At 41.3% G+C, this 21400-nt stretch carries 18 protein-coding genes; 10 read left to right on the top strand and 8 right to left on the bottom strand.

All coding sequences use genetic code 11. The features are described from left to right. The first annotated feature begins 90 nt into the window (after positions 1 to 90). Together ACF8D3_RS00010 and ACF8D3_RS00015 are read left to right on the top strand one after the other, a co-directional pair. Positions 91 to 765 (top strand): hypothetical protein, encoded by a 675-nt coding sequence (locus tag ACF8D3_RS00010; protein WP_392469438.1) that lies wholly within the window; start codon positions 91 to 93, stop codon positions 763 to 765. Between the two features lie 33 nt (positions 766 to 798). Beyond that, entirely contained in the window at positions 799 to 1134 is a 336-nt protein-coding gene (locus tag ACF8D3_RS00015) for an ankyrin repeat domain-containing protein (RefSeq protein WP_392469440.1), read from the top strand. 275 nt (positions 1135 to 1409) lie between these two features. On the opposite strand, the gene ACF8D3_RS00020 is transcribed toward ACF8D3_RS00015, so the two are convergent. Next, a complete protein-coding gene (locus ACF8D3_RS00020; protein ID WP_392469441.1) occupies positions 1410 to 2105 on the bottom strand; it encodes a TIGR04219 family outer membrane beta-barrel protein in 696 nt (231 codons plus the stop codon). A 130-nt stretch (positions 2106 to 2235) separates the two neighbouring features. Here ACF8D3_RS00020 and ACF8D3_RS00025 point away from each other — a divergent pair, with 130 nt between their 5' ends. The 3 genes from ACF8D3_RS00025 (at position 2236) to ACF8D3_RS00035 (ending at position 5649) form a co-directional block, all read left to right on the top strand. Further along, positions 2236 to 3678, top strand: a complete 1443-nt coding sequence (locus tag ACF8D3_RS00025; RefSeq protein WP_392469443.1) for an aldehyde dehydrogenase family protein — start codon at positions 2236 to 2238, stop codon at positions 3676 to 3678. A gap of 381 nt (positions 3679 to 4059) precedes the next feature. Further along, on the top strand, positions 4060 to 5538 hold the full coding sequence (locus tag ACF8D3_RS00030) for a sodium-dependent transporter (RefSeq protein ID WP_061393158.1): 1479 nt from the start codon (positions 4060 to 4062) through the stop codon (positions 5536 to 5538). Between the two features lie 9 nt (positions 5539 to 5547). Next, positions 5548 to 5649, top strand: coding sequence for a methionine/alanine import family NSS transporter small subunit (locus ACF8D3_RS00035; protein ID WP_004878224.1), 102 nt, complete (start codon positions 5548 to 5550; stop codon positions 5647 to 5649). Between the two features lie 56 nt (positions 5650 to 5705). Here ACF8D3_RS00035 and rsmB read toward each other — a convergent pair whose 3' ends face one another. Then, positions 5706 to 7013: a 16S rRNA (cytosine(967)-C(5))-methyltransferase RsmB gene (rsmB, locus tag ACF8D3_RS00040; protein ID WP_392469446.1), complete on the bottom strand. Its 1308-nt coding sequence runs from the start codon at positions 7011 to 7013 to the stop codon at positions 5706 to 5708. Further along, positions 7010 to 7972, bottom strand: a complete 963-nt coding sequence (gene fmt / locus ACF8D3_RS00045) for a methionyl-tRNA formyltransferase (protein ID WP_392469448.1) — start codon at positions 7970 to 7972, stop codon at positions 7010 to 7012. The genes rsmB and fmt overlap by 4 nt, the downstream gene beginning before the upstream one ends. 210 nt (positions 7973 to 8182) lie before the next feature. Here fmt and ilvD point away from each other — a divergent pair, with 210 nt between their 5' ends. From ilvD to ACF8D3_RS00060, 3 genes are all read left to right on the top strand, one after another. Beyond that, positions 8183 to 10012 (top strand): dihydroxy-acid dehydratase, encoded by a 1830-nt coding sequence (ilvD, locus tag ACF8D3_RS00050; RefSeq protein WP_007479809.1) that lies wholly within the window; start codon positions 8183 to 8185, stop codon positions 10010 to 10012. A gap of 180 nt (positions 10013 to 10192) precedes the next feature. Beyond that, entirely contained in the window at positions 10193 to 11482 is a 1290-nt protein-coding gene (locus ACF8D3_RS00055) for a hypothetical protein (RefSeq protein WP_004878218.1), read from the top strand. 79 nt (positions 11483 to 11561) lie between these two features. Next, a complete protein-coding gene (locus tag ACF8D3_RS00060; protein WP_392469450.1) occupies positions 11562 to 12293 on the top strand; it encodes a sulfite exporter TauE/SafE family protein in 732 nt (243 codons plus the stop codon). Between the two features lie 3 nt (positions 12294 to 12296). Here ACF8D3_RS00060 and ACF8D3_RS00065 read toward each other — a convergent pair whose 3' ends face one another. Continuing rightward, entirely contained in the window at positions 12297 to 13196 is a 900-nt protein-coding gene (locus tag ACF8D3_RS00065) for a LysR family transcriptional regulator (RefSeq protein ID WP_392469452.1), read from the bottom strand. Positions 13197 to 13320: 124 nt separating this feature from the next. Then, positions 13321 to 14223 (bottom strand): LysR family transcriptional regulator, encoded by a 903-nt coding sequence (locus ACF8D3_RS00070; RefSeq protein WP_392469454.1) that lies wholly within the window; start codon positions 14221 to 14223, stop codon positions 13321 to 13323. 128 nt (positions 14224 to 14351) lie between these two features. Here ACF8D3_RS00070 and ACF8D3_RS00075 point away from each other — a divergent pair, with 128 nt between their 5' ends. Continuing rightward, entirely contained in the window at positions 14352 to 15107 is a 756-nt protein-coding gene (locus ACF8D3_RS00075) for an SDR family oxidoreductase (RefSeq protein ID WP_392469456.1), read from the top strand. A gap of 43 nt (positions 15108 to 15150) precedes the next feature. Here ACF8D3_RS00075 and ACF8D3_RS00080 read toward each other — a convergent pair whose 3' ends face one another. The 3 genes from ACF8D3_RS00080 to ACF8D3_RS00090 form a co-directional block, all read right to left on the bottom strand. Then, positions 15151 to 16446: a solute carrier family 23 protein gene (locus tag ACF8D3_RS00080; protein WP_007479805.1), complete on the bottom strand. Its 1296-nt coding sequence runs from the start codon at positions 16444 to 16446 to the stop codon at positions 15151 to 15153. Positions 16447 to 16755: 309 nt separating this feature from the next. Continuing rightward, positions 16756 to 19437 (bottom strand): phosphoenolpyruvate carboxylase, encoded by a 2682-nt coding sequence (gene ppc, locus ACF8D3_RS00085; RefSeq protein ID WP_392469458.1) that lies wholly within the window; start codon positions 19435 to 19437, stop codon positions 16756 to 16758. 84 nt (positions 19438 to 19521) lie between these two features. Beyond that, entirely contained in the window at positions 19522 to 20145 is a 624-nt protein-coding gene (locus ACF8D3_RS00090; RefSeq protein WP_392469459.1) for a TetR/AcrR family transcriptional regulator, read from the bottom strand. A 153-nt stretch (positions 20146 to 20298) separates the two neighbouring features. Here ACF8D3_RS00090 and ACF8D3_RS00095 point away from each other — a divergent pair, with 153 nt between their 5' ends. Then, the gene (locus tag ACF8D3_RS00095; RefSeq protein WP_026094225.1) at positions 20299 to 21399 is read left to right on the top strand and encodes an efflux RND transporter periplasmic adaptor subunit; all 1101 of its coding nucleotides are present in this window, start codon (positions 20299 to 20301) and stop codon (positions 21397 to 21399) included. Position 21400: the final 1 nt, after the last annotated feature.

A 21400-nucleotide genomic window follows, 5' to 3' on the forward strand; every position in this document is an offset into this window, starting at 1 on the left:
AAACACCCCAGTCTCGAGAGAGGTTGGGGTGTTTTTTATCGGCTAAAGTTTTATATACTGCTCTTTTATTAAAATTATTATTCAAATTCTATGAAACAATTAGATTGGAAAGATGAGGCAGAATTTTTCAATAAGTTAAAAGATCGCTATGTAGATGGATTAGAATTCTGCAGAATAGCCTATGATCTATTTGAATATGTTAAAGAGCATGATCAAGATGGTTATGAGTTAAGAAAAAGACCTCGTAATATAAAAGAATTAATAGAAGAAATTCTTCCAATTTCAGTATATGTAAGAACTAAATATAGATTAGGAAATTATATTCAAGTATGTTGGACATCACGTACAGCATGTTTTGATGCTGAAATTAAAGTAATGGAGGAAAGTTATTTCCTAGAAGTAACTTGTGCTGTACACCCTAAAGAATATTTGGTAAGAGAATTGTTAAATAAACAGGGATATTGTTATGCAGCTGATGGAGTTAAGAAGATTGGTAGGGATATAATTACAGAGTGTATCAGCTATGATAATTCTAGTTTTATTGAACATTTTGTAGATTTAATTGCTCTAAGAGTCCATAAGAAAATGGGTAAAAATTACCCACAAAACACTATTTTAATCATTTGTTGTGAGCTAGATATCATATATTTTTCGCATGAGTGGAACATTTTACAAGAAAAAGTCAGAGCTTTAAATATTGAACATAATTTCAAAGAGATTTTTATATATGATAGCTCTACTGAAAAATCATTTACTATGAGTTAAATTGAGTCAATTTATAGTTTTAGGAAAATGATAATGAAACTAAACTCTTTTTCACCACTCCCAGAAGATAATAATGAATTACATCTACCTGAACTGGTGTATTGGGCATCCCTTGGTGATGTGGAACAAGTCGAACAGCTATTGGCCGCAGGAATAGATCCAAACCAAACTGATGACGAAGGCTATAGTGCATTACAGGCTGCGGCTGAGAATGATCATTTAGCGGTGGTGAAGTTACTGGTGAGTAAAGGAGCAAATGTGGCGTATAAGAGCAAATATACAGCGCTACAGCTTGCAGAAATGGCGGAGCATGTCGAAGTGGTCACCTACCTAAAAAGTCTTCAAATCGCGTTTAAAAATAATAGATAAAAAGAAGCCCCATCATCCTGACGGGGCTTCTTCATATTTCGCTTATTGTCGTTTATATTCCTTATGAACGACCGCTTCCTGCGCATCTTGTTATTTTCAATGAGACTTCCTGTCTCTCTATGATTTGTATGATAGGCGAAAAGTTTGGATTGGGATATTAGCCAATTGCTGCGATTGTTGTAGGTTTTGGCGTACACCAATAGAGAATGATGAAATGATTAGATTAGCTATAAAAAAACGGAATCAAGAGATTCCGTTTTTGCTGTATTAGAATTTTAGAAATGAACATCCAAACCGATATAAGGACCTTTAAAATTAAATTTAAGGTCATTTTTTTCGTAGTCATCTAATTTAATATCAAGAATACGATAACCTGCTTTTAAGCCGACATTGACCAATAAATTATCAATAAAGTTATATTGTAATTCGGCTTGGGCATCCGTAATTTTAGTGTCATTCACATTGCTATATAGTAATTCTGCTTTCGCACTTAGACCTGTAAATGGCAGTTTTACGCCTGCTGATCCATAGATAACAGGAATTGTTTTATCAATATCTGTTTTATTTAAGCCAAGCGTCTTAACATCACCATTGAGGTTACTCGCGCCAAAACCAATGTCTGCATCTACGATATTATCCAGTACTTCGTAATACAAAATAAAATCAGTATGGTCGATATCTAAGTCATAAACAGGTTGACCTGCAACTTCATTTTCGGTCTGTGTTTTTAAATTCACATAACGAATTTTTGCATTTGGGATCAGTGGAATTGGATGCTCAATTGCGAGTGATAATTGAGCAGAACCTTTTCGATCAAGATCTTGATCGGGTGCTGAGGTTTGTGCTGCCATATTGGCTTCACCATTGTAGTTCCAGTAGCTAAGATCGCCTTTTACACCGATCACATCGGCTTGAGCTAAACCACAAACGCTTGTCCCTAAAGCAAGTAGCGTTAATTTTAATAGTTTCATTGCATTGTCCTAATTAATATCAAAACCGTAATGAATTGTTATGAATTCACCCTAGATTGGACGCATCATATAGTGATCTTGAGCAATATGCAGTAGTCTAATTTTAAATTATGTGAAAAGAGAATAAATAATGACAGAAGTAGAATCGTGTGTGGATTACCCTTTATATGTAGCAGGGAAAGCAATTACAACAGGGCAATGGCTCGAGGTACAGCATAAATATCAACATACTGTCTATGGACGGGTTGCTTTAGCAGATGCAAAATTTTTGGAAAAGGCTATTGCTGCATCGGTAAAAGCTGAAGCAGAAATGGCAGCATTAAAGCCGTATCAAAAACAAAAAATTTTATTGCACTGTGTGAAGCGGTTTAACGAATTAAGGGAGGAACTCACCGAGATTTTAATTGCGGAAGGTGGAAAGCCTCGCGGTGCTGCGAGTGCTGAAGTAGAGCGCTTAATTAATACTTTTCAACTCGCTGCGGATGCGGTTACTCAACTTGATGATGGTCGAATGTTACCTTTGGCGGTTACACCTGCTGCGGCACGTTTTAGAGGAATGGTGAAACATGTACCTGTTGGTGCGATCTCGTTAATTAGCCCATTTAATTTTCCATTAAATTTGGTGGCGCATAAGATTGCCCCTGCGATTGCGGCAGGTTGTCCTTTTGTTTTAAAGCCTGCCAGTTTAACTCCAATTAGTGCATTAAAAATTGCCCAAGTCTTAGCTGAAACTGATCTTCCACAAGGTTCTTGGTCAGTATTGCCGTGTGATCGTCAAGCGGCGGATATTTTAGTCACAGATGATCGCTTTAAACTTTTGAGCTTTACTGGTTCAGATCAAGTCGGCTGGGACATGAAAGCACGCGCAGGTCGCAAGAAAGTTACCTTAGAACTGGGTGGAAATGCTGCGGTATTAATTGAGCCAGATACTCCCGTTGATGATGCTTTGATTGATCGTTTAGTTGGAGCGGCTTATGGTCATGCAGGTCAGATTTGTATTAGTGTGCAACGAGTTTTAGTTCATGCAGATATATACACGGAGGTTAAAAAGAAATTACTCGCGAAAGTGAAAAAAATCAAAGTTGATGATCCAAGTTTAAGCACAACCTTGGTTGGTCCGATGATTAAGGAAGCAGAAGCAGTGCGCTTGAAAAAGTGGATTGATAAAGCGGAGAAAAAAGGGGCAAAAGTACTGGTAGGAGGAACATTACAAGGTGTTCTATTTGAACCGACACTTCTGGAGAATGTAGATACAAAGCTTGAGGTGTATAAAGATGAAGCCTTTGGTCCAGTTGCGATTTTAGAAAAGTACAAAGATTTTGAACAAGGGATCGCGACGATTAATCAAAGTCGTTTTGGGCTACAAGCAGGCGTTTATACACAGAATCTAAATAAGATGCTGTATGCTTGGGATCATTTGCATGTGGGTGGTGTCATTATCAATGATGTACCGACTTTCCGTGTGGATAATATGCCTTATGGCGGTGTAAAAGACTCAGGTTTAGGTCGAGAAGGAATTCATTCGGCCATCCGAGATATGCAAGAAGAACGGTTACTCGCAATTAAACAATAAGCAATAATTTAGATAAGAGGGCGTGATGATTTTAATGATTGATTATTTTATAAACTTATCCTGTAAAACTTGACTGTCAGGTCAATATTGCAGTGAATTGAAAAATAATCAATCGTTCGAAAAATATAGTTTTTTCGTCCAGAATTTACAGTAAAAAGAAATAAAAACGGGTATTGTTCAGCTATTAAGTAGCAAAAAATGGACAAAGCTCTTTAAGGAAGAATTTTCTATTTTGCTCGTTTGTTCTGAAGAATCAATCTGCCCAAAAGGTGATGCTCTTTGACAAACAACACAAAATTTTTGTGGTACTTTTCTTGCTTGTAACAAAAAAATAAAGTGTAGGCAGCATTAAAAGTAACCTTTATCGTATTTAGGTGATTTATGACAGATACTCGTGAAAACTGGTCTGCTCGATCTGGTTTTATTATTGCGGCGGTTGGATCTGCTGTTGGTTTGGGTAATATTTGGCGCTTTCCCTATGTCGCTTATGAAAATGGCGGCGGCGCGTTCTTAATTCCTTATTTAGTTGCGCTTTTGACAGCAGGTTTACCGCTGTTATTCCTAGACTATGCCGTGGGTCATCGTAGTACAGGTGCACCTCCAAAAGCTTATGAACAATTGACTAAAAAAGCTGAGGCTTTGGGTTGGTGGCAAGCTTGTGTATGTATCATCATCGGTCTTTACTATGCCAGTGTATTGACGTGGGCTGGTAGCTATATCTATTTCTCGTTCAATCAATCTTGGGGTGCTGATCCTGAGGGTTATTTCTTTAAAGCTTTCTTAGCAACTTCAGATGCCGCTGGTTTTGACATGACTTTTATTAGTCATTTGTTATGGCCATTGATTGGTGTTTGGGCGCTTGTGCTTGTGATTCTATATGGTGGCGTTCGGAAAGGGGTTGAGCTTGCAAACCGTATTTTCATGCCGCTTTTAATCGTTCTTTTTAGCGTACTCGTGATTCAAGCATTACGTTTACCAGGTGCTTCAGAAGGCTTAAATGCATTCTTTACGCCGAACTGGGAAGCGATGAAAGACTATAAAGTATGGCTTGCTGCTTATGGTCATATCTTCTTCTCGTTATCTGTTGGTTTCGGGATTATGGTGACCTATGCCTCGTATCTCAAACCAAAAACGAATTTAACTGGTTCTGGTTTCGTTGTTGGTTTTGCAAACTCTTCGTTTGAATTACTTGCTGGGATTGGGGTATTTGCTGCATTGGGCTTTATGGCACATGCTGCGGATAAGAGTGTTCAAGATGTGGTAAGCGGTGGTATTGGTCTTGCGTTTATTGCATTCCCTAAGATCATTTCAAGCTTAGGGGCGGGTGCTGAATTATTCGGTATTTTATTCTTTACTTCATTGTTCGTTGCAGGTGTAACGTCAATGGTGAGTATTTTAGAAGTGCCAATTGCAGCGATGCAGGACAAATTAAAATGGGGCCGTGCGAAAGCCGTAACCATTATTGGCGGTGGTACTGGTATTGTTTCTATTGCACTGTTCTCAAGTGCTAATGCCATTAAATTAGTTGATATTATCGATCACTTTATCAATAACTTGGGTATTGTTTCTGGTGCACTTGTTTCGATCATCATGGTGTCTTGGTTCAAGCGCTCATTGATGCGAGAGCTTGAGTTACACGTAAACAGCATTTCAACAATCAAGTTAGGAAAAATCTGGGAATTCACGTTGACTGTGATAACGCCAGTGGTGTTGTTATCTACGCTTGGTCTTGCTTTAAGTGCTTTATTGCAAAAAGGATATGGCGATTACTCAATGAGTTTACAGCTTTGGTTTGGTTGGGGCTGTATCTTGTTCTGTGCAATCGGTGCTTTATTCATGTCTAGTTTAAAAAATCGCTAGGAGAGTGAAATGACGACTTCAGCTATTATCATGTTAGTGATTGCAATTGCTTTACTATGGGGTGGTTTATCTCTTTCGATTTTGCACTTATTGCGCAATCCTGAAGACTAGAATCACGCTGAGATACTTAAAAAGTAAAAAAAGCAGGCTTTAAGCCTGCTTTTTTATTATGCCAACTTTTTAATTAAGCAATAATAGAAACCATCACCTGATTGTGCAGTAGGGAGTAACTGACGACCATAGGTCTGTTCAATGCCCCAATCAGCTTCGATTTTAATTTCTTCTGCATCAGCATGTTCCGCAAAGAATGTCGCCATTTGCTGCTCATTCTCGACTTTTAAGATCGAGCAAGTGATATACAGCAATGTACCGTCGACTTTAAGTTGTTGCCACATCTGTTGCAAAATCTGCTGCTGTAAAGCGACTGTTTGCGCGATATCAGTGGACTGTCTGAGTAAGCGAATATCAGGATGGCGACGAATTACGCCTGTTGCTGAACATGGTGCATCTAGCACGATACAGTCGACCAGTTGCTGCGTCTGCCATGTAGTGGCATCTGCCTCGATAATCTCTACTTCAGTTTGATCTAAGCCAAGACGTTCGATATTTTCAGAAACACGCAGTAAACGTTTCGCATCATGATCAAGGGCAATCAATTTTTTAGGGTTAAAGCGCTCAAGGATATGTGCTGTTTTGCCGCCAGGTGCAGCACAGGCATCAACCACCACTTTGCCATCTAGGTTCGGTAAAAGCGTGGCACATAACTGTGCATGTTCATCCTGAACAGAAAAACCACCTTCTTCAAAACCCGGTAAATGGGTAATATTGCCCGTTTGTCCCAAAACAATACCAACATTTGAAAGCATGCAAGGACGAGCATCAATCTGTTCCTCATCCAAAATCTCTAAATATTCGTCACGACTGACTTGGCGTTCATTGACACGAAGGGTGAGCGGTGCGACTTGTTTTAAGGCTTGGCATAGAAGCTCTGTTTGCTCAGGCCAATCTTTTTTGAGTCGTTTGAATAACCAACTTGGTAAACCATGCGTATTATTCAATGCTGTTTGAAATTCATCTGTTTCACGTGAAACACGACGCAGAATCGCATTGACCAAACCACTCATTGGCTCGAAACCGAGTTGCTTGGCCGCATTTACCGTTTCTGAAATCGCGGCATGTACAGGAATACGAGTACATAAAATTTGATATAAACCAAGATATAAACAACTTTCTAGTGCTTCATTGTCCAATGGCTTTGTGAGCAATGGTAAAGTAATGGCTTTTAATGAATGCCATTGGCGTAAGCAACCTAAAGTGAGTTCGTGATATAAACCACGGTCACGTTCAGAAACCATATTGATATGTTGATTTAAAACGGAAGACAAAGATTGCCCATTTTGAACCGCCAAAAGTGTTTTGATCACTTGCGCACGCAGATTCAAATTTTTTACAGAGGATTGATTTGATTGGCTCATGGGAGAATTTGTCCAATATGTAATTTCTGGGTTTGGGCAATTTGAACTGGATTGAGGGCTTTAGCACCCGGCCATTGAAGACTGGTGAGGCAGACGGTTGTATTGTCGCCACAAGCAACGTGTACGCCTAGTTTATCCATCGCCACAATCTCACCGACTTGAGCATCGGTTTTGCTGTGGGAAGAAAGCGTAGAGCCCCATACACGCAGCGCATTGTTTTCATCCAGTTGAATAAAGGCAACTGGCCACGGGTTAAAAGCACGGATATTACGGTCGATTTGAATGGCATTTTGTGTCCAATCGATACGCGCTTCTGCTTTCACGAGTTTGTGGGCATAAACAGTGAGTGCTTCATCTTGCACTTCACGTTTGGCAATAAAATCTTGCAGGCTTTGTTCTGATTCAAGCACAGTACAAATCGCTTCTGCACCCTGATCTGCCAATTTGTCATGCAAGCTGGCAGAGGTATCTTCTGCTGTAATTGGGCAATAGGTTTTATACATCATATCGCCTGTATCTAAACCAGCTGCCATCTGCATGATGGTAATCCCTGTTTTATCATCACCCGTCGCGATTGCACGTTGAATCGGTGCAGCACCACGCCAACGCGGTAATAGCGAACCGTGAATATTCAGGCAGCCATACTTCGGTGTATCTAAAACGGCTTGCGGTAAGATCAGACCATAAGCTGCGACGACCATCACATCAGCACCCAAAGCTGCCAATTCTTGTTGAGCTGCTAGGCCTTCTTCAGTCGACGCTTTAAAATGCAAAGGTTGATAAACAGGTAAACCGTTTTCAAGCGCCAATTGTTTAACAGGAGATGGCGTTAATTTTTGCCCACGCCCTGATTTACGGTCAGGTTGGGTATAAACAGCAATGATCTGGTGTGATGTTTTTAATAATGCCGCCAATGCGGTTGCCGCAAATTCAGGCGTACCAGCAAAAATGATTTTCACAAAGATAATCCAACTAAAACTTGCTGCAAATTATAAGCGAAAAAGCCACTAGTCCCTAATTCGATGGATTGAATTGCTTTTGTGCAAAAAAGATAGGTCCACTGGTCATGAGTTAAACGATAACTTGTAGTATGATGGAAAAAGCTCAGTATCATTTCGCTAGAGAGAAAGCCCTATTTTTCTCGAGCACACACTTGTTGGGAATAAAAAATGCCTGATTATCGTTCGAAAACATCAACACATGGAAGAAATATGGCTGGCGCGCGTGGCTTATGGCGTGCGACAGGTATGAAAGATGAAGATTTTGGCAAGCCAATTATTGCGGTGGTCAACTCATTTACCCAATTCGTTCCAGGGCATGTGCATCTTAAAGATTTAGGGCAACTCGTTGCGAGAGAAATTGAAGCATCGGGTGGTGTTGCAAAAGAATTTAATACCATTGCGGTTGATGATGGTATTGCAATGGGCCATGACGGTATGTTGTATTCATTGCCTTCGCGTGATTTGATCGCTGACTCAGTTGAGTACATGGTCAATGCACACTGTGCCGATGCAATGGTTTGCATCTCAAACTGTGACAAGATCACACCGGGAATGTTGATGGCAGCAATGCGTTTAAACATTCCAGTAGTATTCGTTTCTGGTGGTCCAATGGAAGCGGGTAAAGTGAAGTTCCGTGGTGATGAAAAAGCCATTGACCTTGTGGATGCCATGGTCGTTGCTGCTGATGAAAGTTATACCGATGAAGAAGTCGCTGCTTTCGAGCGCTCTGCATGTCCGACTTGTGGTTCATGTTCAGGGATGTTTACTGCAAACTCGATGAACTGTTTGACCGAAGCGCTTGGTTTGTCTTTGCCGGGCAATGGCTCAATTGTTGCGACACATGCAAATCGTGAAAAATTATTCCTTAAAGCGGGTCGTTTAGTGGTTGAACTGGCGAAACGTTATTATGAACAAAATGATGACAGTATTTTGCCACGTTCTATTGCAACCAAAGCTGCATTTGAAAATGCCATGACTTTGGATATCGCGATGGGTGGTTCGACCAACACTGTATTGCATTTACTTGCTGCTGCGCATGAGGCAGAAGTTGACTTCACGATGGATGATATTGACCGCCTGTCACGTCAAGTGCCTGTATTGTCAAAAGTTGCGCCTGCAAAATCAGACGTACATATGGAAGACGTGCATCGTGCGGGTGGCATCATGGCGATCTTGGGTGAGTTAGATCGTGCTAAGTTACTCAACACTGAATGCCCAACTGTACATGAAAAAACACTCAAAGATGCCTTAGACAAATGGGATATTATTCGTACTGAAGACGCAGATGTGTATGAATTCTATCGTTCATCTCCGGGTGGTATTCCAACGCAAGTTGCATTCTCTCAAAACCGTTATTACTCAACTTTGGATGGTGACCGTGAGAAAGGCGTGATCCGTAATGCTGAACATGCCTTTTCTAAAGATGGTGGTTTGGCAGTACTTTACGGCAACATCGCTCTTGATGGCTGTATTGTAAAAACTGCGGGTGTCGATGAGTCAATCCTTAAATTTACAGGGACTGCACGCGTTTTTGAAAGCCAAGATGCTGCTGTAGAAGCCATTTTAGATCATAAGATCGTTGCTGGTGATATCGTGGTCATTCGCTATGAAGGCCCACGCGGTGGACCGGGTATGCAAGAAATGTTATATCCAACAAGCTATTTGAAATCTAAAGGTTTAGGTAAAGACTGCGCCTTGATTACGGATGGTCGTTTCTCTGGTGGTTCTTCAGGCCTATCGATTGGTCACGTTTCTCCAGAAGCTGCGGAAGGTGGTGCAATCGGTTTGGTTGAAGATGGTGACACCATTCAAATCGATATTCCAAATCGTACGATTCATCTTGATATTGATGATGCAACGATGGCACATCGCCGTACCGTACAAGATGCTAAAGGCTGGCACCCAGCTGAAGAGCGTAAGCGTAAAGTATCTAAGTCGTTGAAGATTTATGCGATGCATTCGACTAGTGCTGCGAAAGGTGCAGTACGCGTTTTGTAAAACTCCTTTGCTGATCTAAATGCTCAGCATCGCTCTCCTTGTAATGCCATCGTTGTGTTACAAGGAGAATTTTTTGATGTTTGATTTTTATAATATAAAATACCCTTGGTTCTCATTTAACAGTACACTTGGGAAATATATCTTCTTTTCTATCATTCATTACGCTTAGAGGCGATTGACATGTCTTTGTTACGTCGTTGGTTTGATCCCATCCGATCGAGTTGGTTCTATCAGAAACCTTCTCGTCAGGCGGTTTTACCTACGGAACAGGGTTTAAGCATTTACCTACGTCTAGACGATGTTTATAGCTATCTTGCAGTGCAACAACTTGATCAGCTCAATGAAATCTTGAGTGATGAGCTCAAGCCGCTGAAAGTGATTATTTCGAGGCAAGATGCAGAACCTCCGAATGGCATGTCTGCACAGGATTGGCAGCAATATTGTTTAAATGATGCCAAAATTTTAGCCAAACAGCATCGTTTTGGCTTTGACGATACTCCCGAAATTCCAAGCGCTGAAGCATTACAACAAGCTGAAACAATTCTAAGAAATACGCCGTTAAGAGAACAAAACTTCCTACATCTACTTGAAGATGTCTTTCATATGTTGTGGCAACAACAATATGGCAAATTGCGTACCTTGCATACCATGGCAAGCAAACATCAAACCCCACAACATTATCCCGAACGTATTTTTAGTGACGTTCCTGTAGCTGCGAGCTATTTCGAATTTGGTGAGCGTAAATATCAAGCCGTTGATGATTTATTGCGCTTAACACGTCGCCTCAAACAACAGAAGTTGCTGACAGGAAATCCAATTTTCTTGATCAATCATATCGAATGGCGTGAGCATTTGATCAATGATGGTGAGGCATTGAATGAAGTGCAAGCCATGCATCCAGAGTTAGATCTCTATATTGCACTTGAAGATCCAATGAGCTGGTTATTATTGGCATATATCAAAGAAGAACTGGCCAATTATTATAATATTCAGTTGAAAGTATATCCTCTGAGCTATCATGGTCGAGATTGGTTTGATTGGAGCTTAGCAACACGTGTATCTAAGCGAACACAAGTTGCCTTTACACCGTTCTGTCGCCCAACCAAAGAAGCCACTTATGAAATGGCTAAGCTGTTTTATAGCGTGCCTGAAGAGCAGCAAGTGGATGTTGTACATCAGATATTAGAAAGTGTTTGGACACACGGTAAAGACATGTCCTTCAAAGCACATTTCCAACGGATGCAAAAACGTTTAGAGATCGAGCAACTGACTGAGCAAGATGTTGAAGTCTTGTTAAAACAAAATGATGAACTCTGTCAGCAAAAGCATCAGCCTGATTTTCCAGTCTTAGAATTGCGAATTGACGGGCAAAGTTATGTGTTTAATAGCTTATATCGTGTTTGGATGATCGAGAGCATCATCAGTAATGTGTTAGAAGATAAATACAAAATGGCCTCAAGCTCTGCCTGAGGCTGACTTCCAAAAATAAGAATAGGGCAGTACCTCAGTTTTTCGTAGCATAACTCCGATCTATCCATGGAGTATGTCTGTGACCTTTATCGCAATTATTGTATTCGTCTTTATCTTCGCAGGGATGATTAAGGGCATGATCGGTCTCGGTTTACCTGCCGTGTCGATGGGGCTATTAACAATTGCAATGAGTCCTTTTCAAGCCGCTTCTTTACTCATAGTCCCATCCATGATGACGAACATTTGGCAGCTATTTGCAGAGGGTCGAGTTTGGACATTTGTCTGTCGCTTTTGGTCATTGCTGATTGGAATTGTGGTGGGTTCTATTTGGAGTTTCTTACCGACCTTGAATCAAAGCCATGGACAAAGTAGTGAGCTTTTATTGGGCAGTATGTTGGCACTGTATGGTATTTACGGACTGTGCGTAAAAGCATTACCTGATCTAAGTCGATATGAAACTTGGTTATCCCCTGTGGTGGGCTATATCGGGGGAGCTGTGACTGTGGCAACTGGGGTGATCATTATTCCAGTTGTGCCTTACTTGCAATCTTTGCATTTGCAACGCGATGAGTTGGTACAAGCTTTGGGATTAACCTTTACCGTATCGACGATTTGCTTAGCTGTTTTTTTACATCACAACCCAATGGCTGGTGTCACACTCGATTATCGTCTTTCCATTGTGGCTTTGGTTGCGGCCTTAGTCGGGATGTGGTTGGGTAAAAAAATTCGCTATCAACTCAATGAACAACGTTTTCGCCGCTTATTTTTTATTGGCTTGGTGGCATTAGGGGCTTATATGTTATCGCATTAAGCGCTATTCGGATAAAGGGCGATGCTGCAATAAGAATTCTGCAAATTGTTGGTAATTCAAAGAAAGTTGATTGAAATCCTGTGTGGCGAGTAATAGTTTACGGTTCGCCCATGCCCCTCGCAATTGTACCGTATGAAAATGATAGTCAGCTTGCAAGCGTTGCGCTGCACGAGCAGGCATGATGGCAATTCCAACGCCCTGATCAACGACTTCGGCAATAGCGGAAAAGTTAGGCAATCGCAAACGGTACTGAATATTAAAACCAAGTAATTTTGCTTGGGTTTCAATAGATTGTTGCAAAGAATGATGTGGCATTAAACCAATGAATCCATAGTTCAATGCATCGAGTAAATTTAATTGTTCAGAGTGTTGTAATGCATGAGCAGCAGGACATATCAAAACCAAAGGATCACTTGCAAACTCTTGTGTTTGCAGATGTTGTGGATCAAAAAAACTAGAGACTAAACCAAGTTTGGCAATCCCTTTCGTTAATGCCGCAACAATATCGGAGCTTTCAGCCTCATGTAGGTCGATATTAATTTCAGGGTGATGCATTAGATATTGGGGTAACAAGGTCGGCAAATATTCACTTTGTGCCGATGAGTTACACCATAACGTTAATGACTCAGGCACTTGCTGCCGAAAACGCTGCATGTCTTGTTCGAGTTGCTGCTTTTGAACCAATAACAACCGCGCATGTTCAGCCAAAGCGTGTCCAGCGCTGGTCAATTCAACCCCTGTACTATGTCGAATAAATAGCGGTGTATCGAAATATTGTTCGAGCTTTTTAATCCGCTCACTGGCTGCTTGCAAAGAAATAGCAGAACGCTCAGCGCCTTTGGTCAGACTGCCTGTTGTTACGATGTGTTGGAGTAATTGGATATCAAAAAAATCAAAACGCATATGAGCAACGCATTGAAATGTAAAAACTCATCATACTAAAAATGCTTGAAATAAAGATAGGGCGCTTCATTCCAAGCCAAAATAGTTTGATTGACTCAGCATTTGTCTGAAGATAAAAAAAGATTTAATCATTGTCTAAAGGATATTGTTCAAATAACTGTACGATCCAATCGATAAAGACTCGCTGTCTCGGTGACACTAAAGTTTTTGAAGGATAGAGTAAAGAAACGGGTAGAGAGGGAACTTGATATTCCGTCAATAATGGGCAGAGTTCGCCACTCTCGATGTCTTTTAAATGACCATAACGAGGGACTTGGATAATCCCAAAGCCTTCTGCGGCGGCTGATGAATAGGAATGAGCGCCATTCACTTGAATCATCGATGCTAAATCATAAGTCTCTAGCTGTTGATTGACGATAAATTCTAGAGGGAGTGGTTTTTGTCGAGCAGTCGAGTAAAAACCAATCATAAAATGCTGTTTTAAATCGTTTAATGTGTTGGGTATACCATATTTTTCTAAATATTTTGGGCTTGCGAGTGTTACTTGCTGAATATGTCCAAGATGTCGAACCACTAGTTCACTGTCATTTAAATATCCAATACGAATAACGCAATCAATGCCTTCTTTAATCACATCGACATAGCGATCACTCTCGGTGAGTTGTAGCTGGATTTGCGGATATTCAGTTAAAAATGCATGTAGCTTTGGAATAATAAAGTGAGCAGCAAAAATCCCATGTACTTCAATTTTTAATGCGCCTTGTGGCTTAGCATGTAAAAAGTCATGATCAGACTCATCAATATAACTCAGAATGTATTTACAACGTTGATAGTAAAGATTGCCCTCATCCGTAGGGTTGACCTGACGTGTCGTGCGAAACAAAAGCCGCGTATTGAGTTGCGCTTCGAGTTGTTTAATCGCATCCGTGATTGTTGAGCGAGGTAGGTTCAAGAGTTGTGCTGCTTTGGTAAAACTTCTTTGCTCGACCACATGTATAAAAACAGACATTGCATTCAATTTATCCATGTCACAGTGCTCATTATTTTGTTCGGAAAATTCGGACAAACATGCCGAAATATGATGGATTATCTTCTTTTATAAGAACAGTAGCATAGATCGTATCCAAAGATAAATTTTTTGATATGAGGTCAAATATGGATACTTTAGTAAAACTAGCTGACGACAAAAAAGTGATTTTAATTACAGGTGCATCGCGAGGTATTGGTGCTTTTACTGCTGCATTATTGGCGCAGCAAGGGCATAAAATTGTGATTAATTATGCCAATAATGATGCCGAGGCAACACGGGTCGTTACACAAATTGAAGCGCTCGGTGGTGTTGCGAGTTGCTTTAAAGCTGATGTGAGTAAGTCCCAAGATGTTAGCGCACTATTTGATTATGCCATTCAAAGCTATGGCAAAGTAGATATCCTCATTAATAATGCAGGCGTGATGTGTTTTAAAAAGATCGAGGCTTTGGATGATGAGATGATTGAACGAGTGCTCGCGATCAACCTGAAAGGTTCGCTGTATACCATGCGAGAAGCTGCAAAACGACTTGAACATGGTGGCAAGATTATAAACCTGTCGAGCAGTGTGATTGGAATGAAGCTTGAAGGCTATGGGATTTACACTGCGTCTAAAGCGGCGATAGAGTCGCTGACTGCTATTTTAGCGAAAGAATTAAGAGGTAAAAATATCACGGTGAATGCGATTGCTCCGGGGCCGACAGCAACAGAATTATTCTTTGAAGGCAAAAGTGATGAGCTAATTGCTCAGCTTAGCAAAGCGGCACCTTTAGAGCGTTTAGGTACGGTAGAAGATATTGCCGCCGTGATTCAATTTGCAGTAAGCCATCAAAGTGATTGGATTAATGCACAAGTCATCAGAGCAAATGGTGGCATTGTATAGTTCTACATTGCATAAAAAAGGCAGCTTACGCTGCCTTGGTTTTCTAGTTTTTATCTTTTAGGCTAAACAATAAGTTCAGGAAAATCGCAGCAAAAGTTGCGGTTCCGATCCCACCTAAATTGAAGTTACCAAAGAGCAGTTCGAAGTTACCTGCACCTAAAATAATGGTGACAGAAGCGATGATCAGATTTTTATTATTAGAGAAATCGACTTTATTTTCGATCCAGATTTTTGCACCAGCAATGGTAATTAAACCAAAGACGACGATAGAAGCACCTGTCAGTACCGCCGTTGGGATGGTGCTAATCACTGCGCCAAATTTTGGTGAAAGACCTAGAAAAATCGCAAAAACACCTGCAATCACAAAGATAATCGTCGAATAGACACGCGTCACCGCCATGACACCAATGTTTTCGCCATAAGTGGTCATGCCGGGTGCTCCGACACCGCCAGATAACGTGGTTGCAAGACCATCGGCAACAAAGGCTTTACCCAACTGTGGGGTTAAGTTTTCACCTGTCATTGCACCGACTGCTTTGATATGACCAAGGTTTTCAGCGACTAAAATCAAGGCAACTGGCGCAATAATCAAAATCGCGTTTAAATCAAATTTCGGATGCGAGAACGTTGGAATACCAAACCAAGGAGCAGCAGCGATTTGGGAGAAATCAATCGGCTTGCCATACCCCAGAATATTGGTTGCAATTGCATAGATCGCATAAGCAATCAATAATCCAACGAGAAGCAATAAACGCTGCAATAAACCTTTGGTAAAGACTGCGATAATGCCCATACTGAGTACAGTGATCAGTGCCATCCACATTTCAAACGGTTGACCTGCAACACCTTTAATCGTGACAGGAGCAAGGTTGAGACCAATGATCATCACGATCGCACCTGTAACCACAGGTGGCATCAATTTTTCGATCCAGCGTGTTCCTGTGAGCATCACAGCAAAGCCAATCAACGCATAAAAAATACCGCAGGCAACAATACCACCTAAGGCGATGGCTAAATTTGGATTCGCACCTGAGCCTGTGACATGACCTGTTGCGGCTGCCACAACACCAATAAACGCAAAACTTGATCCCAAATAACTTGGAACACGTCCTCCCGTAATAAGGAAGAAAATAATGGTACAGATCCCTGACATGAGGATGGCAAGGTTAGGGCTAAATCCCATCAACAGTGGTGCAAGAACAGTTGCTCCAAACATTGCGAATGCGTGTTGAACTCCGAGCACCGCGCTTTGTAAGGGCGGTAAATATTCATTTGTCGCAACAGGGCGATGATCAATCTTTCCCTGATACGGCTGCCATTTTGGAAACCAATTTGACATAGATGAGACTCATTATGTGATATCAGCGCGTATCATACTCTGTCTTAAATCACGCTTTCACCTATCCTTGTCTGAGAATATTGAGTGCTAAGGCTTTGAAGTTGATAATTTTTACCTTTTGGTAAAATAAGCATTAAAATAACTTATCGGATTTATTATTTATTTTGTGTCGATCATACGAAAAGTGAAATAACAACTTGAGAAAATAAATTTTAAAAAAATTCTAAAAATTTTTATAAAAGTGGAATATTTTGCCAATCGAGTCATCAACAGGCATCATTTCTGCTGATGACTCATTCAAAAAGACATTTAACCTGTATTACGTAAACCTGCTGCAATCCCTGCAATACTGACCATAAGCGCATGATCAATAGGGGTGTGTTCAGATTGATGAGTACTTAAATACAAACGACGACGCTTCATCAATTCTGCCTGTAATAGATGTAATGGCAACAGATAAGGTTTGCGCACCTGCATCGATTGATCAAGTACCTCATTATTACTGAGTAGCTTAGATTCACCTTTGAGACTGAGTAGCGTATCCACCGCATTTTGTAGACGTTGACGTAGCTCAATGCCCAATGCTTTTAATTCTTCATCTTGGGTGAGATGAGCTTCATAATATAAGGCAATATCCGCATCAGATTTAGACAACACCATTTCCAACATATCAATCAGGGTTTGGAAATAAGGCCATTGTTCTAACATTTCATCTAGCGTGTTTTTGTGCTGCTCATGGACTTGATTGATTGCTGTGCCTGTTCCAAGCCAAGCAGGGAGCATGAGGCGAATTTGCGTCCATGCAAACACCCAAGGGATGGCACGCAATGACTCAATGCCACCACTGACTTTACGTTTGGCAGGACGTGAGCCGAGTGGCAGCATTTGCAACTCAAGCTCAGGCGTGACTGTACGCAGATAGCTCACGAAATGAGGGTTTTCACGAACAGTCTGGCGATAGACTTTTACTGATAAATCAGTCATTTGATTCATCAATGCACACCATTCTTGTTTCGGTACAGGTGGCGGTAAGAGTGTCGCTTCTAATGTTGCAGCAGTATAGATTTCTAAGTTCTGTAAGGCGATGCCTTCTAGTCCGAATTTAAATCGAATCATCTCACCTTGTTCAGTGACGCGAATCGCACCTGAAATCGATCCAGGTGGTTGAGAGAACAAAGCTTGTTGTGTCGGCGCGCCGCCGCGACTAATCGAACCGCCACGACCATGGAATAACGTCAGTTGCACACCATGCTTTTGAGCGATCGCCGTGAGTTCTTCTTGGGCGCGATACTGTGCCCAATTTGCTGACATAAAGCCTGCATCTTTGGCTGAGTCCGAGTAACCAATCATGACCTCATGTTTTGCATGAATATGTTGCTTATACCAATGCATACTAAACAGCGTATCCATGGTTTTTGCTGCGCCGTCTAAATCTTTAAGCGTTTCAAAGAGTGGAACGACACGTAATGGTTGCTGAATCCCTGCTTCTTTTTGCAATAACAGAACAGCAAGGACATCACTTGGATATTCAGCCATAGAAATGATATATGCACCCAAACTTTCAGGCGGTTGTTCCGCTAAAGTTCGCATTGTTGCAAATACTTCCAATACATCAGGATGCTGAATCAGGCTACCTTCAGGCTCATTTAAATATTTTGGCAGCAGTGGACGCTTACTTTGTAATTCTTGGATCAGGAAATTTTGACGCGCTTGCTCAGTCCAAGATTCGAAATTGCCGAGACCTAAATACTCCGTAATCGCTGAAATGGCTTGGCGATGTCGCCCAGATTCCTGACGAATATCGAGTTTGAGTAGTTCAATCCCAAAACAATTCACCCGATAGATGAAATCTAACAATTGACCATTGGCAATTTCGGCTAAATTACTGTCAACCAAAGAGCGATAGCACAGCAATAATGGTTGTAACAATTCATCTTTATGACGAATGATATTTCGATCATCTGCTTCTAGACCTTGTAAACGTTGCCCTAAGCAATAACGAGTTGCTTTTAAACGTTCACGTGTTTCACGCAAATATTCACGATACGGTTCAGGGTGTGGCTCACCTAGTGCTTGCGCGAGTTCTTCAGAACAATGCTGAATCGACAGTTCCCAGCGTAAGTTTTCAATATCACGTAAATATAAGTCCGCTGCTTGCCAACGAGACAGCCATAATACTTCTTGCGTGATTTTATGGGTGACATTTGGATTACCGTCGCGGTCACCGCCCATCCAAGAAGCAAAGCGAATCGGTGCAACTGTCAGCGGTAAGCTTTGCTCACAATGTTGTTGTGTAAGCTCATTGAGTTCACGAACGAATTTGGGAACTGCATTCCATAAGGTCTGCTCAATGGTTGCAAAACCCCATTTAGCTTCATCCACTGGCGTTGGGCGATGTTGACGAATTTCATCTGTTTGCCATGCCGAACTAATTAATTGCTTCAATGTCGCAAGGGTTTGTTGGCGTTCTCGTGGGGTCAACTTTTGCTGATCAAGCTGAGACAGGCAATCGGTAATATCATCATATTTTTGGATTAAGGTACGACGACTGACTTCGGTTGGGTGAGCAGTGAGTACTAGCTCGATTTTGAGATCACAGAGCTGTTGAAACAGTTGTTGTTCATTGATTTGTTGGGTTTTGAATTTTTCAAATAAGTGCGGTAATGGATTCGGGCTTGGTGCTTGTTCATCAAACTCAGCCTGACGACGGCTACGAACCACATGATATTGCTCTGCGATATTGGCGAAGTTGAGAAAATGAGAGAAAGCACGGGTGAGAGGCAAAATCTCTTCATCTTTTAAGCCAAGGAAAAGTTGTTCTAATTGTTTTTCTGCTTCGATTTGACCGTCTCGTGCGCCTTTGGCGAGTGCACGGATTTGCTCAATTTGATTAAACAAATCTTGCCCAGCATGTTGCTTTAAGGTTTCACCAAGTAAATTGCCCAATAAGCGGACATCTTCACGTAATGGAGCCGTGATTTGCTGAATCATTCTATTTCTCCTGATGTTCTCATTTGACTATAGCGCGATTGAGAGACATTCCAAGTGGAGAACGTAAATAAATGTGAAATTTATTTAAATTTTAGTTTGATATTTAAGCAAAAATAGCTCAACTGCTTGTTGAATCATCTGATCGATTTCAATTGCGGTTGGTACAGTGTCTAAACCTAACAACACCCGATAGTGACGTAAGCCCAGCATTAAGGATACAATCATTTCTGATTGCTTGAGGGGATCATCTGCTTGGATAAAGTTCAAGTGGATGGCTTGTCGGAAAAAATCACACCAAACATTACTCATCCGTGTATGCGATGCATCAAAAAACTGTTGGGTCAGCGGACTCTGTTCCGCGGCGAGTTCAAACAGGACACGATCAAGTTTCAGCGCTTCAGGAAGATAAATAATACTGAGTGCACGGTGACACATCACATACAGCGCCTGTTCAAAATTACTTTCCGCTGTTAAGACAATTTCTTTGGCACAAATGGATTCCTCACAACTTTCTTCAATCGCACAAATAAACAGATTGGCTTTGTCTTGGAAATGGTTATAAACCGTCAGTTTAGTCACGCCCGCGTCTTTGGCAATTTGATTCATATTGGTGGCGTGATAACCCATTTTTAAGAAAATAGATTTTGCAGCCTGTAGGATTTTGGCTCTTTTCTCTAAATCTTTTGGGCGACCACTGTTGTTTTGCACGCTGACATTCTCTTTTAATTAAATTAAAAATCAATTAAATAACTTTAATTTCCAATTAATGTACTCATGGGTATATTAATTAAAAAATAAACAATCTATCATGATATTCATATTGTGCCTTAAAAAATCAATCTGAATAAGAGCGAAAAAGAGATGAATCTGCTAAATCATGTAATTGTGGGGTTGCTCGTACTCAGCAGTGTCACTTTATCCGCATGCCAAAAAGAGGTTCCCAAGACTGAGGAAATTCCGTATGTCATGGTGACGCAACCGAGTAGCACGCATGTTGATCAAAAGAGCTATGCTGGCGATGTGCAGGCGAGGCAAGAAACGGCTTTGGCATTCCGTGTCGGGGGACAAATTACGGAACGTTATGTTGATGTGGGTGATCGCGTTAAAGTTGGGCAAGTCTTGGCAAAGTTAGATGTTAAAGATGCACAACTGCAAATGAATGCTGCAAAAGCGCAACTAGATAGTGCGCAAGCCGCAGCAAAAATTGCAGCGCAGGAATATCAACGTTATCAGCAATTACTTCCAGTCAATGCGGTGAGCCGTTCGCAATTTGATGCGATCAAAAATCAGTACGAATCAGCGCAAGCAACTTTGCAACAAGCGCGCTCGAATTATGAGGTGTCTTCAAACCAAACAGGTTATAACCAACTTATTTCCAATAAAAATGGTGTGATTACTCAACGGCAAATTGAAATCGGACAAGTCGTCTCTGCTGGACAGCCAGCCTATCAACTGGCTATTGATGGTGAGCGTGAGGTGGTATTTGGTGTACCAGAACAAGCAGTCAGCCAAATTAAAGTCGGTCAGTCGGCTTGGGTCACGCTATGGTCACAACCTGAAGCACGTTTTGCTGCTAAAGTTCGTGAGGTTTCACCCGCAGCAGATCAGTCCAGAACATTTACGGTGAAAGTCTCGTTGTTGGAAGGGCAGTCTTCGATCCAACTCGGGCAGAGCGCTCGCGTCTTCTTTGTCACGCAACAAAACAACGTACTGAGCGTGCCTTTGTCTAGCGTCACTGCCAATGGTCAAGATGCCTATGTCTGGGTTGTGAATGCGAATAACACCTTACGTAAAGTGGCTGTGAACTTGGGGGCATATGGACGTGATAGTGTGCCGATCATTTCAGGTTTAAAAGCAAATGATTGGGTTGTGGTCGGTGGCGTACATTTACTTCGCGATCAGCAAAAGATTCATCCTGTAGATCGTGATAATCGTGAAGTCACGGTAAAAACGGGAGGTTAAA

The sequence above is a fragment of the Acinetobacter sp. YQ_14 genome (assembly GCF_043102985.1).
Taxonomy (GTDB): Bacteria; Pseudomonadota; Gammaproteobacteria; order Pseudomonadales; family Moraxellaceae; genus Acinetobacter; species Acinetobacter venetianus.

Bases quoted from the DNA above. Each gene is read 5' to 3' on its own strand.
- ACF8D3_RS00030 (WP_061393158.1), top strand. From the start codon at position 4,060: ATGACAGATACTCGTGAAAACTGGTCTGCTCGATCTGGTTTTATTATT.
- ACF8D3_RS00055 (WP_004878218.1), top strand. From the start codon at position 10,193: ATGTCTTTGTTACGTCGTTGGTTTGATCCCATCCGATCGAGTTGGTTC.
- ilvD (WP_007479809.1), top strand. From the start codon at position 8,183: ATGCCTGATTATCGTTCGAAAACATCAACACATGGAAGAAATATGGCT.
- ACF8D3_RS00020 (WP_392469441.1), bottom strand. From the start codon at position 2,105: ATGAAACTATTAAAATTAACGCTACTTGCTTTAGGGACAAGCGTTTGT.
- ACF8D3_RS00025 (WP_392469443.1), top strand. From the start codon at position 2,236: ATGACAGAAGTAGAATCGTGTGTGGATTACCCTTTATATGTAGCAGGG.
- ACF8D3_RS00015 (WP_392469440.1), top strand. From the start codon at position 799: ATGAAACTAAACTCTTTTTCACCACTCCCAGAAGATAATAATGAATTA.
- ACF8D3_RS00065 (WP_392469452.1), bottom strand. From the start codon at position 13,196: ATGCGTTTTGATTTTTTTGATATCCAATTACTCCAACACATCGTAACA.
- ACF8D3_RS00035 (WP_004878224.1), top strand. From the start codon at position 5,548: ATGACGACTTCAGCTATTATCATGTTAGTGATTGCAATTGCTTTACTA.
- ACF8D3_RS00075 (WP_392469456.1), top strand. From the start codon at position 14,352: ATGGATACTTTAGTAAAACTAGCTGACGACAAAAAAGTGATTTTAATT.
- ppc (WP_392469458.1), bottom strand. From the start codon at position 19,437: ATGATTCAGCAAATCACGGCTCCATTACGTGAAGATGTCCGCTTATTG.
- ACF8D3_RS00010 (WP_392469438.1), top strand. From the start codon at position 91: ATGAAACAATTAGATTGGAAAGATGAGGCAGAATTTTTCAATAAGTTA.
- rsmB (WP_392469446.1), bottom strand. From the start codon at position 7,013: ATGAGCCAATCAAATCAATCCTCTGTAAAAAATTTGAATCTGCGTGCG.
- ACF8D3_RS00080 (WP_007479805.1), bottom strand. From the start codon at position 16,446: ATGTCAAATTGGTTTCCAAAATGGCAGCCGTATCAGGGAAAGATTGAT.
- ACF8D3_RS00095 (WP_026094225.1), top strand. From the start codon at position 20,299: ATGAATCTGCTAAATCATGTAATTGTGGGGTTGCTCGTACTCAGCAGT.
- ACF8D3_RS00070 (WP_392469454.1), bottom strand. From the start codon at position 14,223: ATGGATAAATTGAATGCAATGTCTGTTTTTATACATGTGGTCGAGCAA.